14 protein-coding genes are annotated in these 12,579 nt (G+C 64.6%); 10 read left to right on the forward strand and 4 right to left on the reverse strand.

Features of this window, described 5'->3' with window-relative positions; all coding sequences use genetic code 11:
• The first annotated feature begins 32 nt into the window (after positions 1–32).
• Both P2T57_RS03605 and P2T57_RS03610 read left to right on the forward strand, forming a co-directional pair.
• Entirely contained in the window at positions 33–446 is a 414-nt protein-coding gene (locus tag P2T57_RS03605) for a GIY-YIG nuclease family protein (RefSeq protein WP_276301116.1), read from the forward strand.
• 423 nt (positions 447–869) lie between these two features.
• Positions 870–1,088 (forward strand): YgaP-like transmembrane domain, encoded by a 219-nt coding sequence (locus P2T57_RS03610; protein WP_276301117.1) that lies wholly within the window; start codon positions 870–872, stop codon positions 1,086–1,088.
• Between the two features lie 35 nt (positions 1,089–1,123).
• Here the strand turns inward: P2T57_RS03610 and P2T57_RS03615 are convergent, their stop codons facing one another.
• Positions 1,124–2,656: a phosphoenolpyruvate carboxykinase (ATP) gene (locus P2T57_RS03615; RefSeq protein ID WP_276301118.1), complete on the reverse strand. Its 1,533-nt coding sequence runs from the start codon at positions 2,654–2,656 to the stop codon at positions 1,124–1,126.
• 299 nt (positions 2,657–2,955) lie between these two features.
• On the opposite strand from P2T57_RS03615, the gene acs reads away from it, so the two are divergent.
• The 3 genes from acs (at position 2,956) to P2T57_RS03630 (ending at position 6,787) form a co-directional block, all read left to right on the forward strand.
• Positions 2,956–5,067, forward strand: coding sequence for an acetate--CoA ligase alpha subunit (acs, locus tag P2T57_RS03620; RefSeq protein ID WP_276301119.1), 2,112 nt, complete (start codon positions 2,956–2,958; stop codon positions 5,065–5,067).
• A complete protein-coding gene (locus P2T57_RS03625; protein WP_276301120.1) occupies positions 5,064–6,200 on the forward strand; it encodes a phosphotransacetylase family protein in 1,137 nt (378 codons plus the stop codon). The genes acs and P2T57_RS03625 overlap by 4 nt, the downstream gene beginning before the upstream one ends.
• Positions 6,201–6,304: 104 nt before the next feature.
• Positions 6,305–6,787, forward strand: a complete 483-nt coding sequence (locus P2T57_RS03630) for a hypothetical protein (RefSeq protein ID WP_276301121.1) — start codon at positions 6,305–6,307, stop codon at positions 6,785–6,787.
• Positions 6,788–6,789: 2 nt separating this feature from the next.
• Here P2T57_RS03630 and P2T57_RS03635 read toward each other — a convergent pair whose 3' ends face one another.
• On the reverse strand, positions 6,790–7,821 hold the full coding sequence (locus tag P2T57_RS03635; protein WP_276301122.1) for an NAD(P)-dependent alcohol dehydrogenase: 1,032 nt from the start codon (positions 7,819–7,821) through the stop codon (positions 6,790–6,792).
• Between the two features lie 442 nt (positions 7,822–8,263).
• Here P2T57_RS03635 and P2T57_RS03640 point away from each other — a divergent pair, with 442 nt between their 5' ends.
• Positions 8,264–8,794 (forward strand): GNAT family N-acetyltransferase, encoded by a 531-nt coding sequence (locus P2T57_RS03640; RefSeq protein WP_276301123.1) that lies wholly within the window; start codon positions 8,264–8,266, stop codon positions 8,792–8,794.
• A gap of 66 nt (positions 8,795–8,860) precedes the next feature.
• Here the strand turns inward: P2T57_RS03640 and P2T57_RS03645 are convergent, their stop codons facing one another.
• On the reverse strand, positions 8,861–9,238 hold the full coding sequence (locus P2T57_RS03645; RefSeq protein ID WP_276301124.1) for a DUF7522 family protein: 378 nt from the start codon (positions 9,236–9,238) through the stop codon (positions 8,861–8,863).
• Between the two features lie 159 nt (positions 9,239–9,397).
• Here P2T57_RS03645 and P2T57_RS03650 point away from each other — a divergent pair, with 159 nt between their 5' ends.
• The 4 genes from P2T57_RS03650 to P2T57_RS03665 all read left to right on the forward strand — a co-directional run bounded on the left by P2T57_RS03650 (position 9,398) and on the right by P2T57_RS03665 (position 11,449).
• Positions 9,398–9,682 carry a hypothetical protein gene (locus tag P2T57_RS03650; protein WP_276301125.1) on the forward strand — a complete coding sequence of 95 codons (285 nt, stop codon included), beginning with the start codon at positions 9,398–9,400 and terminating at the stop codon, positions 9,680–9,682.
• Positions 9,679–10,035: a hypothetical protein gene (locus tag P2T57_RS03655; RefSeq protein ID WP_276301126.1), complete on the forward strand. Its 357-nt coding sequence runs from the start codon at positions 9,679–9,681 to the stop codon at positions 10,033–10,035. Before P2T57_RS03650 ends, P2T57_RS03655 begins: the two co-directional genes overlap by 4 nt.
• Complete coding sequence (locus P2T57_RS03660) at positions 10,019–10,549, forward strand: DUF7504 family protein (protein ID WP_276301127.1); 531 nt, start codon at positions 10,019–10,021, stop codon at positions 10,547–10,549. The genes P2T57_RS03655 and P2T57_RS03660 overlap by 17 nt, the downstream gene beginning before the upstream one ends.
• Positions 10,550–10,666: 117 nt before the next feature.
• Positions 10,667–11,449, forward strand: coding sequence for a rhodanese-like domain-containing protein (locus P2T57_RS03665; protein ID WP_276301128.1), 783 nt, complete (start codon positions 10,667–10,669; stop codon positions 11,447–11,449).
• A 6-nt stretch (positions 11,450–11,455) separates the two neighbouring features.
• Here the strand turns inward: P2T57_RS03665 and P2T57_RS03670 are convergent, their stop codons facing one another.
• Complete coding sequence (locus P2T57_RS03670) at positions 11,456–12,538, reverse strand: CNNM domain-containing protein (protein WP_276301129.1); 1,083 nt, start codon at positions 12,536–12,538, stop codon at positions 11,456–11,458.
• Positions 12,539–12,579: the final 41 nt, after the last annotated feature.

Here is a 12,579-nt window from a genome sequence, read left to right on the forward strand (position 1 = left end):
AATGCTATGCGTTTGCTAAGAAAATAAAAACGATGGCAAAAGGAACCTATACGTTGCTCATCGAACTCGAATCGGACGCCACCGTCGAGTTCGGCGCTGTCGGCGAGCGCGCCCTCTCGTCGGGGTGGTACGCCTACACCGGGAGCGCGTTCGGCACCGGCGGGTTCTCGCGGGTCGAACGCCACCGCGAACTCTCTGCCGAGGAGCGCGATGTCCGCCATTGGCACGTCGATTACCTCCTCGGGCACCCCGAGAGCAGGGTCGCAGAGGTCGTAAAGACGGCCGACGAGGACGTGGAATGCGAGGTGAGCCGTGAACTCGACGCCGAACCAATCGCGGGCCTCGGGGCCTCGGACTGCGACTGCGATTCGCATCTGAAATTTGCGGCCGAGCGTGAGGCCTTAGAGCGAGGAGTTCGACGGGCGCACGAGACGGCGACGGAGTAGAGTATCGGCATGGCTTCTTTCGTCCGGATTTGATTGTGAGAGTGAACAGCAGGACTACCGTGATGAACGTTTCTTGAAGCCCCCGCCCGCTCGCGGTCGCTGGTCGGCATATCCTCGGTCTCTCCGCACCCCCCGACCTCGGATAGAGGCCGACCAGCGACCAAGCCTCCGGCGCGACCGGGCGGCCCCTTCATCCCACCCGTCGGCCGGTTCTCCGGGCGTTTGCTGGTGGTTTGGTCGGCCGAGTGTTCTGTCGGTTGGTCAGTCGAGGGTTCGCTGGCGGATGGTCAGTTGAGCGTTTGCCGGTGGTTTGCGTCACCGAGCGCGTCCCGGTGATTTCTCCCACCGAGCGCATCTCTACGAAACCGCCCGACCGTCGCGCTCCGGGGTAGAACTAACTGCCTCGCGTCCTCACACCCGAGTATGGCACTCGAACGAAACGTTGGCGGACTCGACAGAATCGCTCGCGCCGTCGTCGGCGTCGCGCTGGTCGCGGTGGCAGTCGGCGCGTTCCTCACCGCGCGCCGAGGAGTCGCCACCGCCGCGGCGCTCGCTGGCGCTGGTCTCCTGTTCAACGCCGCAACCCAGTTCTGCGGCCTGAACGCGCTCCTCGGCATCGACACCTGCTCGCGAAAGCAGTAGAAAGCACAGAGAGAAGAACCGCCGCAGTCCCGCCGTCAGTACACCGCGTCGCGGATGTCGTCGGCGAGGTCCTCGAACGTGTCGAGGTGGGTCCGGCGCTCGGTCCGGAGCGTGGCCAGTTTCTCGTCCAGATTCGCCACGTTGTCGGCCACCTCGAACGCCGAGATGTCCATGCCGGGGACCTCGGTCGGTGTCGTCAGGCCGGTGGCCTCGTCGTCGCCCCACTCGACCGTCCCGCGGGCGATTTCCCGCAGGATGGTGACCGACTCCTCGACGCCGATGTCCTTCTGGCCCTCGCCGAGGTGGCCCGTGTTCAGCACGTAGCAGTCCACGTCGAGGTCCGCCACGAGATTCCGGAATCGGTTGCCCTCCTCGCCCTTCGAACCCATGATGAAGGGGTTGGTGCCGACCACGCGGATGGACTCGCCGGCCTTCGAGGGGTCGCCCGCGCTGGTCTGGATGGACTCGCCGAGCATGAACGCCACGGCGGCCTCCTCGGGCGTCAACTTGGCGACCGGGGGCATCACCGGGTTGCGCGTGATGAAGAACACTTGGTCAACCCCACCGAGGTCGATGTCCTCGCCCGCCGAGGACAGTTCGTCGCGCTCGATGACGGCGCGTCCGTTCGAGGTGTGGCGGTCGCTGTCGAAGTCCACGGTGCCATCCTCAGCAACGTCCACGTTCTCCAGCACGGCCGACTCGTCGGTGACGGCGCTGTAGAGTGCTGGCTGTTCTTCTTCCTCCAGTCCGATGGTCTTGACGTAGAGACCGTGGCCCTCGCTTCCCGCAATCGTCCCGTCGGGGAGGAGCGCGCACACGTCGTCCTGAAGCATGGTGGCCTCCTCGCCCGACTCCTCGTCAAGCCAGAGACCGTGGGCGGTCAGCGTGGACTTGCCCGTCGCGGAGAGTCCGAGGAAGGCCTGTCCGACCTCCGACAACTCGCCCGAATCGTCTTCGAGGCGGACGCGCTTGCTTCCGGCGTGGAGGCCGAGTCCTCCGCTCTGCTTGGCGTAGTACATGAATAGCCGAAGGAAGGACTTCTTGGCCTCGCCGGTGTAGTCGCTCCCGAGGACCGCGGTGGTCCCCTCGTCGGGGAGGATTCGGATGGCCACCTCGTCGGCGTCGGGCACCTGCACCGTCACGAAGTCGGGGTCGGGCGTCTCGTCGCCGTCGTACTGGACGGGTTCGAAAAGCTTCGACCACGCCAGCGCGATGCGGCCGAACTCCTTGGGGACGTAGAGTCGGCAGACGTAGGAGTGGCCGTCGTGGCGGCCCATCTGGCGGTCCACGCAGACCATCTCTCGCTCGCGGGCCTCGGCGAAGGCGTCTTCGATGCGGGAGTAATCGTCCGCGCCGAAGTTCGAATCGACCGCGTTCTTGGTCTTGTCGGCGTTGCGCGAGCGCTCCTCGCTGACGTAGGACGGAGAACCGAACTCCGTCGTCGTTTCGAGATGCTCGGAGAACTCGCGGAGTCGGTCCATCGACGGATTATAAATCACGTCGTCCGCTTCGGCCGGGTCAGGGAGTGCTGTCTCCAGCGATTGAACTGTCTTCCCGGATTCTGACATCAAGTGAAGACAGAGTACGGGGACGTATAATTATGCACCATTTACCCGAGTGTTGCGTCTTCTTCTGCGGATTTTTGATTTCGGATGCGAGTAAATAATCTGGGTTTTGTGGCGGATGGTGGCGATTGTGTCTGAGTAGGTACGAATTATCCGCCCGCTAAAGCAACCGCGTCCTCTCGCGGATTATTCGTCCGGCGTCGATTCGCCGCCGACGTGCCCGAGATGGCTCGACTCCTCGGATTCCCACCCGGCTGAAACCGGACACCACTTTTAAGCGAAAACCGGGCGAACCTCCGGGCGTGGACGAGAATACGGGCGGTTTGTCGGGACTGTTCGCCCCCGAGCGAGTCGCCGTAATCGGCGCGACCGAGAGCGAAGGGTCGATAGGTCGGGCGATTACGAGCAACTTGCAGGCCGACTTCGCGGGCGAAATCGTCCCGGTGAACCCCAAATACGACGACGTGCTGGGTCTGGAGTGTTACCCCGACATCGCCGAGGTGCCGGGCGAAGTGAACCTCGCAGTAGTCGTCGTGCCCCCGAAAATCGCAGTCGAGGCCGTCCGCCAGTGCGGCGAGGCCGGCGTCCGGAACGTGGTGGTCATCACCGCCGGATTCGGCGAGACCGGAAGCGAGGGTGCGAGCAGAGAGGCCGAACTCACCGAGGTCGCCCAGCAGTACGACCTCAACCTCGTCGGTCCCAACAGCCTCGGGGTGATGAGTACCCCGAACGGGATGAACGCCACCTTCGGCCCCGAGAACGCGCTTTCCGGGTCGATTTCGTTCATGAGCCAGTCGGGGGCGTTCATCACCGCGGTCCTCGACTGGGCTAACGACGAGGGAATCGGTTTCAAAGACGTGGTGTCACTGGGCAACAAGGCAGTACTGGACGAGACCGACTTCGTGGAAGCATGGGGCGAGGACCCCAACACCGACGTAATTCTGGGCTATCTGGAGGGCGTCGAGAACGGCGGGGAGTTCATCGACTCGGCCCGCCGAGTGACCGGCGACACTCCCATCGTGATGGTCAAGTCGGGCCGGACCGAGGCCGGCGCGCAAGCGGTTTCGTCGCACACCGGCACCCTCGCCGGGAGCGAGCAGGCTTACGAGGCCGGACTGGAGCAGGCGGGCGTCCTCCGGGTCGAGAACGTCCAAGAGCTGTTCGACTTCGCCCAGATTCTGTCGGGCCAACCCCTGCCCGACTCCGACGACGTGGCTATCGTCACGAACGCTGGCGGTCCGGGCGTGATGACCACCGACGCGGTGGGCGACTCGAACCTCTCGCTGGCCTCGTTCTCCGACGAGACTCTCTCGGCGCTCTCGGAGGCGATGCCCGAGGAGGCCAACATCTACAACCCAATCGACGCCATCGGAGACGCCGACATCGAGCGATTCGAGCAGGCGCTGGACATCGCGCTGGCCGACGAGAACGTCGGGTGCGCGGTGGTCCTTTCGGCACCGACCGCGGTCCTCGACTACGACGAACTCGCCGAGGTCGTCACCGACTTGCAGGCCGAGTACGACAAGCCCGTCGCGTCGGTGCTGATGGGCGGCGAGCGCACTTCGTCGGCCAAGGAGAAACTGCGCGAGGGCGGCATTCCGAACTACTTCGACCCGGCGCGGGCGGTCCGGAGTCTCGATTCGCTCTCGCGCTACCGGGAAATCAGCCAGCGCGAGTACGAGGACCCCGAAAAATTCGACGTGGACCGGGAGCGCGCCCGCCAAATTCTGGAACGCGTCGAGGAGCGCGGCGACAATCGCCTCGGCGTGGAAGCGATGGGTCTGCTCGACGCCTACGGGATTCCGACCCCCGAGGGGACCATCGCCGAGGACCCCGAGGAGGCCGTCGCGTCGGCCCAAGACATCGAGGGCGACGTGGTGATGAAAATCGTCTCCCCCGACATTCTCCACAAGTCCGACATCGGCGGCGTGAAGGTCGGTGTCGCCCCGGAAGACGTGTACGATGCCTACGAGGACCTCGTGACTCGCGCCCGGAACTACCAGCCAGACGCCGATATTCTGGGCGTGCAGGTCCAAGAGATGGTGGACCTCGATTCGGGCACCGAGACCATCATCGGGATGAACCGGGACCCGCAGTTCGGTCCCCTGCTGTTGTTCGGTCTCGGCGGTATCTTCGTGGAGATTCTGGAGGACACCGAGACCCGAGTCGCCCCGGTCAGCGAGCGAGAGGCCACCGAGATGGTCGAGGGAATCCGGTCGGCACCCCTCCTGCGAGGAGCGAGGGGGCGCGAACCCGCCGACCGGGAGGCAATCGTAGAGAGCCTTCAGCGTCTCTCGCAACTCGTGACCGACTTCCCCGCAATCTTGGAACTCGACGTGAACCCCCTCGTGGCCGGTCCCGACGGGGTGCAGGCCGTGGACGTGCGACTGACTGTGGACCCTGATAAACTATGAAAACGATACTCGTTACCGCGACCGAGGAGAGTACAGGCAAGACCGCGGTCGCGCTCGCGCTGGCCAAACTGGCCGCCGAGCGCGGCCTGTCGGTCGGCTACATGAAACCCAAGGGCACCCGACTCCAGTCCAACGTCGGCAAGACGCTGGACGAGGACCCGATGCTGGCCCGCGACCTGCTGGATTTGGACGCCGAGATGCATAATCTCGAACCCATCGTCTACTCGCCGACGTTCATCGAGCAGGCGATTCGAGGCCGGGAGGACGCCGACGAAATCCGTGAACAGGTACGCAAGAGCTTTGAAAAACTTGCTGAAGGAAAGGATTTGATGGTCGTGGAGGGCGGCGGCAAGCTAACCACGGGCGGCATCGTGGACCTCACCGACCCCGAAGTCGCCGACCTGCTCGATGCCGAAGTTCTGCTCCTCTCGAAGTACGCGAAGGGCGGCGACGTTGACGACCTGCTGGCGGCGGCCGACGACGTGGGCGACCGATTGCTCGGCGTGCTGTTCAACGCCATCTCGGACGCCAACTTCGACGACCTCGAAACCGAGGTGGTGCCCTTCCTCGAAGGCCGAGGAGTCCCGGTCCTCGGGGTCGTCCCCCGCGAGCAGTCGCTGGCCGGTGTGACCGTAGACGGCCTCTCTGCGGAACTCTCCGCGGAGCAGTTGAACGACGCGCCGGGTGACGCCTTCGTAGAGCGGTTCCTCGTCGGCGCGATGTCGGGCGATTCCGCGCTCAGGCACCTCCGCCGGACCAAGGACGCCGCGCTCATCACCGGGGGCGACCGGCCGGACCTCCAGCGCGTCGCGCTCGAAGCGCCCGGCGTGAAGTGCCTCATCCTGACCGGCGGATTCCGGCCGCCGGGGGCAATCGTCGGCAAGGCCGAGGAGAAGGGCGTCCCCGTCCTGCTGGTCCAGTCGGACACGCTGACGACCATCGAACGCGCCGAGGACATCGTGCGGAGCGGCCGGACCCGAGACGCCGAGACGGTCGAGACGATGCGTGACCTGCTCCACGACCACGCCGACGTGGAGGCCATCGTCGGCGCAGGCGAGTCGTCCGCCGTGACCGACCCCGAGTCGGACGACGACCCCGAGAGCGACTCCCCCGAGGGCGGTAACGCCGAATAATCGCCCAACGGCGTTCCGTCGCGGGTAATGATACGTCACCTCAGCAATTACCAGAAAACATAAATAATGACCGTGGTAATTGTTGTCCAGAGGCAGTTGGTGGCGTGAGCAGAAACGTATACGAACCGGACACCGAACCCGAGGAATCCGACGAGACTGGCGAGGTCGCACTCCCGAACTACGGCCCGTGGGTATCGCTCTACGGCTTTCTCCACCGCGCCGTGCGACCCCGGACCGAGGTCTTTGCCGGGATGGGAACGGTCGGTCTCCTCGTTTTAGTCCGGCAGTTCTACGCCTTCATTTTCGGTCCCGGCGACTGGTCGGGACTCCCGCCGTGGTCGGTTCTGTGCGGCGTCCTCCTGTTTGGGTTCGGCGTGAACTACTACGCCGTGCGCGACCACACGGCCTGTTCGGAGTGCGGGACCGCCTTCGCCAGAGAGCGCGTCGCCAAGCGCCCGGTCCGCAACGAGTCGGCAGTCGAGTCGGATTCGGGCGTCTACATCCGCGAGACGCTGGAGTGTCAGTGCTGTAGAAACCGGACGACAGAGGTCTACCGCCAACCCGAGAAGAACCCTCGTCGGTTTTGACCTTACTCTCCGACCGTCACCATCCCTTTCACCGTCTCTCCGTCCATCGCGCGCCGGAACGCGTCGTCTACGTCGGCCAAGTCGGCCGCGAAGTCCACGATGCCTTCCACGTCCACCGCGCCGTCTGCGAGGAGGTCCACGGCTGAAGGGTAGGTGTTCCGGTACCGGAAGGACCCCCGAACGTCGAGTTCGTTGTCCACGATGTCCAGCACGTTCAGGGGGACCTCGGCCTCGGGCGCGAGGCCGACGAAGACGACGGTGCCACCCCGGCGAACCGCGTCGAGCGACCCCGCGATGGCGGATTTCGCGCCCGAGGCCTCGATTACCACGTCCACGCCGGAGCGATTCGCGTGGTCGGCGACCGCTTCCGCGAGGTCGGTCTCGCTCGGGTCGATGGTCGCGTCGGCACCGCGCTCCTCGGCGCGGCGGCGCTTTGCGTCCACTACCTCGGAGACGAGGACCTCGCTTGCTCCCCCAGCGTGGACAGCGGCCATCGCCAGCAGACCGATGGGTCCCGCGCCGGTGACGAGGACCGAATCGCCGACCCCGACCTCGCCGCGCCGGGCGGCGTGGATGCCCACGCTGAGGGGTTCGCAGAGCGCGCCCTCCCGAATCGAGACCGACTCGGGGAGGCGGTAGGCGAAGTCGGCGGGCCACACGACGTACTCCGCGAACGCCCCGTCGTCCGGCGGCGTCGCCATGAACGTCACGTCCGGGCAGAGGTTGTACTCGCCGCGCTTGCAGTGGGCGCACCGCCGGCAGGGCACGCCCGGTTCGAGCGCCACCCGGTCGCCCACTCGGAGGTCAGCGACCTGCTCGCCGACCGCTGTGACCTCGCCCGCGCTCTCGTGGCCCAGAATCAGGGGGTCCTCGACCACGTAGTCGCCGATTCTGCCGTGTTCGTAGTAGTGGAGGTCCGACCCGCAGATGCCGACCTCGCCGATTGCGACCAGCACCTCGTCGGACGCGGGGTCGGGTTCGGGGCGCTCCTCGATTTCGAGTCGGCCGGGTTCTTTCAGGACTGCGGTGCGCATGGCGGATGTTCGGTTTCGAGGAGTAAAGCGATTCGTGCGAGAGGTGGGAGGGATTCTCGAAGTATCCTGATTTGCTGGCGCGACGGTGCAGTTCTCGGGTACTGTTTCAGCGAAACAACGAGAACACCAACTGCAGTTTAGAAAGCCCTCGCGCGGTTCGCGGTCACGCGAACGAAGTGAGGGTGATCTCGGAGGACGCGGTTTGTCCTCCGGCGGTCGCTCACCGGGATATTTCGCGGGCGCGGTTCTGCGCCCGCGAAATAGGGCCGCGCTGAGACGACCAAGATGTACGCGAACCGCGCTCGCCCTTTCAGTCCGCCAAGGAAGTCTCCCGTTTCACCGAGTGAAGCGCGTGGTCAGTTGTGCTTCTCCCAACCTTCATTTGTTAGAAACCCCCACGCCATCCTGCCCGTTTATATCGGTTCCCGAAGAAGCCTCTCGTATGCCCGGTGCGGTATTCCTTCGGGGCGACGACGTGACGCTCCGGACCATCGAGGAGGACGACATCGAGTTCCTGCGCGACACCATCAACTTGCCCGAAGTGCGCGCTGGCTTGACCACGGCGTTCCCGCTCAACGCCGTGCAGGAGCGCGAGTACTTCGAGGAGCAGGTGTCGAACCGCGAGGACGTGAACCTCGCAATCTGTCACGACGAGGAAATCGTCGGTACCATCGGTCTCCACGACCTGAACCAGCGGGCGGGCCACTGCGAAATCGGCATCTGGCTTGCCCCCGAGTTCCACGGCCGGGGCTACGGCACCGCGGCCTCGCGCCTGCTGACCGACTACGCCGTCCGCGAACTCCGGATGCACCGCGTGATGGCCCGCGTGCTGGCGACTAACGAGGCCTCGGCGCGCATCTGGGAGAAGTTGGGCTTCGAGGAGGAGGGCGTCCACCGAGACGAGGCGTTCACCGACGGCGAGTACGTCGATATGCGCTACTTCGGCGTGCTGGCCGACGAGTGGCTTGAGTAGTCCGAGAAACAACTACTGGATTATTTTAACCATATAAACAATTCTAAAACGGTTGTTCGGATTGTTTTAGTCCAAGACCTCGCGCATCGCTTCGAGCGCAGGCGTGACGTTCGCCACGTCGCCCTCTATCCCGACGAAAATCGTCGGCGCGTCGTCGTACCCGACCACGACGAGGTTGATGCCGTCGTCGAACACCTCGACCGTGGCGGTGTAGCGTCCGAGCGGTTCGTGGAGGTCGCTCCGTCGGTCGCTGTGGAGTTTCTCGAACGACACGTCCTCGATGACTTTGCCGACCTCCTCGACCGAGTAGCCTTCGAGCGCCCCGTCGTCGGCGTAGGCGACCGAGTACTCCCGTTCCCGGAAGTCGCCGTAGAAGACGCCGCGCAGGCCGTCGCCGACCCGTTCTTCGAGCGCCGCTACCAGCGCGTCGATTTGGGAACTCATCGTTTCGGTTTCACCGCCCCAATTTTATATTTTCTTTGACCATTCAGGAGCGGATTTTCCCGGTTCCACCGGTCCACTCGGCGCTCCGGACTTGTCGGCGGTCCGCGCCACCCGGTTCAACAACGGGTTATTTAATCTATTAGCGAAAACCCGCGCTCGATGGAACTCGAACAGTTGCTGACGCTGGCGACCACGCTCATCCTCGCGGGGACGGTCCCGATTGCCGTCATCGCGGCCCGCGGATTCCGGGGTGCGCCGTTCGGTGCGGTCCTGCGACCGCTCCCGGTCGTGCTGGTGGGATACGTCGGACTGAACGCCAGCGCAGTGGTGGAGATGCCCGCCTCCATCTCCTTCGCCCTCGTGGTGTCGTCGGTGGCGACGCTCGGGGCGCTGGTGTCGGCCGCGCGGGTCCTCGTCCTCCTGACCGAACGGAGGAAACTATGAATCCGATGAACAACTTCGTCTCGTTGGTCTTCATCGCCCAGACCACGATGATGGTCCTGACCAGCGCGCTGTTGGTCTATCCGGTCTTGGCCTACGCTCAGAACGTCGCGCACACGCGAGGACTCCTCCTGCTGAGCGGTGCCTTCCTCGCGCTGACCGTCTCGTACGTCGCGGCGATTCCGCTGGGCATGACACTCACCTCGGCGGTCCTCGACGTGGTGTCGGCCCTGCTGGCGGCGCTCGGTCTCTGGCAGTTCGCCCGACCGTTCGTCCGGTTCGACGGCGGCGAGGTCGAAGCCACCGTGACCGTCACCGACTCCTCTGGGGGGTTCGAGAGTGCAGAGGAGGACTGACGGCGGGTCGTTCACCCTCTCGCCCGGCGAGCAGGCGCTGGTCTCGGTGCCCTCGATGGAGTCGCCGCTGTCGGTCCTGCCCGACGAGGCCTTCGAGAACCTGCTGGTCGTCTCGGCGACGGCCGCCCCCGAGAAGGTCGAGGCCATCGTCCGTCAGCGAGGAGGCGACCCTCAGAAGGTCGGGGTCGTCCCGGTCACGGGGTCGCAGGTCGAGTACGACGGGCCGCTCTGGACCACCGACGCGGTGGACCCCAGCGACCTCACCGGCATCAGCATCCGGTTCTCGAAGGCGATGGAGTACGTGATGCGCGGCGGGTGGGTGGTCGTGGACAACGTGAACGTCCTGCTGATGTACGGCAGAGAGGAGCAGGTCTTTCGCCTGTTCGAGTCGGTCGTATCCAGCGCCCGCGCCAAGGAGGCCTGCGGTGCCTACTGCACGGTCCGCGAGGCCGTCACCGACCAGACGTACTCTCGGTTTCGGAACTTCTGTGACCGCACCGTCTCGCTGGAGTAGGTCGCTCGCGTTTCCATCGAATAGTTCAGTCCGCGCTCGCGCTGATTTTCCCCGAACTGGATGCGGAAGGAGTAAGGGTAAAATTAATACCACGGCATTTGCTAAGGGTACTCATAGATGAAACGACGAGCCTTTCTGACGAGTAGCGCGGTTTCGCTGTCGGCAGTCGCCGGATGTCTCGGCGGCGGCGGTGGCGGGGGCAAACTCGCTGTCACGCCGACCGACGGGAATCTGGACGGCTACCCGCCGGCGTTCGACGACCAACCGGAGAAGCGCAACATCGACACCTCGTCGTTCGGCACGGTCAAGGAGAACGGCGTGCAGGTCCCGCTGGCCCCGGTAGACGTGGTTCACTACTGGTACAAGCGCGGCGAGGCCCGCATCGCCGACGCCCGCGGCGAGAAGCAGTACAAAACCTCCCGCGTCTACGGTTCGGTCCTGAGTCAGGCCTCGCCGAATCGCCGGGCGTCGGACGATCCCGTGATGGACTGGCCCAAAGACGACCGCATCGTCTGCTACTGCGGGTGTCCCCACCACCTCTCGTCCATCCGGGCGTCCCAACTCATCAACGAGGGCTACGAGAACGTCTACGTCATCGACGAGGGCTTCTGGGAGTGGCACGACCGCGGCTACCCGATGCGTGGCAACGACGTTGACAGCACGCCCAAAAACTGGGTCATTAAGGGAGAGACCCAAGCCGACTTTGCCGGAGAGAACGCGTGGGCACGTCACCGCAAGACCCAACAGGTCGAATCGACCGACATCGCCGACGAGGGTAGCTACGAGCTTCACCTCAAGTTCCACGAGGTCGGTCCCGACTCGACCATCCAAGTCGAGACGCCGGGCTACACCGTCGAAGGAAAACTGAAAGACCTCTCCGCGGGCACGATTCGCGGATAGCGACTCTCAGGAGGTCGCTTCCGGTCTCTCCTCCTCGTCGAAGGGGTCTTCGAGGTCGCCCATCACGGCCTCGAAAGCGTCTGTCGCCGTGACCAGTCCGACGACTTCTCCCTCGGACTCGACCAGCGCGAGTTCGTGGTGTTGGGCCTGAAACTGGTCGATGACCTCGCTGACGGCTTGGTCGGCCGGCACCGTCATCGGGTCGATGGCGATTTCCGCGAGCGTCGTCTCGCCCGCCCGGAGTCCGTCGAGGTTGGTCACGAGGACCGGTGCGTGGATGACACCGACGAACTCCGCTAACTCGCCGTCAACCAGCGGGAACCGGGAGAAGGGATGCTCCTCGACGGTCCGAACCACCGCGTCCGGGTCGTCGTCCACCGACAGCGACACCACGTCCTCGCGGTCCACCATGATGTCGCTGGCGAGGATGTCGTCGATGGCGAACGCCGCGAGGACCTCCTCCTCGCGCTCGTCTTCGAGGTCGGTCCGACTCAGCAGGTCGCCGATTTCCCGGCGCACGTCTCCTCTGGTCGAGATTTGGGTGTCCTCGCCCTCCTCGGCCTCGGTCCACGACCGAGTGATTTCGACGCCGAACAGCGAGAGGAGCCACTTCGCCGCCTTGTCCGAGAGGATGATGACGGGCGAGAAAATCTTGGTCCAGTAGTAGAGCGGTGCCGAACCGTACTTGGCGACGAACCGGGTGCGCTCGATGCCCAGATACGTCGGGGCCTGCTCGCCGACGATGACGTGCAGGAGGTTGATGATGGTGAGGGCGGCGATGGCGCTCGCCGCGTGCGAACTGATGCCGGTTAGTGCGATGACCGGTGTGAGGAGGGTCGCCAGCGCGGGTTCGGCGACCACGCCGAGGCCGACGCTACAGATGGTGATTCCGAGTTGGCACCCCGAGAGAAAGATTTCCAACTTGTCGGTCATCTCCCACGCGCGCTCCAATCCCATCGACCCTTGGAACTCGCCTTCGGTGAACTGCCGAACGCGAGTCATGGCGAACTCGATGGTGACGAAGTAGCCGTTGCCGAGTAACAGCAAGCCACCACCGGCGACTCGCAGGACCGTATCCAACGCAACCATTGTCCGAAAATCGACGCGAAAGACGCATAAAGTTAGTGGGT

This window comes from Halorussus lipolyticus (genome assembly GCF_029338375.1).
In the GTDB taxonomy this organism is placed as follows: domain Archaea; phylum Halobacteriota; class Halobacteria; order Halobacteriales; family Haladaptataceae; genus Halorussus; species Halorussus lipolyticus.

Bases quoted from the DNA above. Each gene is read 5' to 3' on its own strand.
- P2T57_RS03635 (WP_276301122.1), bottom strand. From the start codon at position 7,821: ATGCGCACCGCAGTCCTGAAAGAACCCGGCCGACTCGAAATCGAGGAG.
- P2T57_RS03610 (WP_276301117.1), top strand. From the start codon at position 870: ATGGCACTCGAACGAAACGTTGGCGGACTCGACAGAATCGCTCGCGCC.
- P2T57_RS03605 (WP_276301116.1), top strand. From the start codon at position 33: ATGGCAAAAGGAACCTATACGTTGCTCATCGAACTCGAATCGGACGCC.
- P2T57_RS03650 (WP_276301125.1), top strand. From the start codon at position 9,398: ATGGAACTCGAACAGTTGCTGACGCTGGCGACCACGCTCATCCTCGCG.
- P2T57_RS03625 (WP_276301120.1), top strand. From the start codon at position 5,064: ATGAAAACGATACTCGTTACCGCGACCGAGGAGAGTACAGGCAAGACC.
- P2T57_RS03615 (WP_276301118.1), bottom strand. From the start codon at position 2,656: ATGTCAGAATCCGGGAAGACAGTTCAATCGCTGGAGACAGCACTCCCT.
- P2T57_RS03655 (WP_276301126.1), top strand. From the start codon at position 9,679: ATGAATCCGATGAACAACTTCGTCTCGTTGGTCTTCATCGCCCAGACC.
- P2T57_RS03670 (WP_276301129.1), bottom strand. From the start codon at position 12,538: ATGGTTGCGTTGGATACGGTCCTGCGAGTCGCCGGTGGTGGCTTGCTG.
- P2T57_RS03645 (WP_276301124.1), bottom strand. From the start codon at position 9,238: ATGAGTTCCCAAATCGACGCGCTGGTAGCGGCGCTCGAAGAACGGGTC.
- P2T57_RS03640 (WP_276301123.1), top strand. From the start codon at position 8,264: ATGCCCGGTGCGGTATTCCTTCGGGGCGACGACGTGACGCTCCGGACC.
- P2T57_RS03665 (WP_276301128.1), top strand. From the start codon at position 10,667: ATGAAACGACGAGCCTTTCTGACGAGTAGCGCGGTTTCGCTGTCGGCA.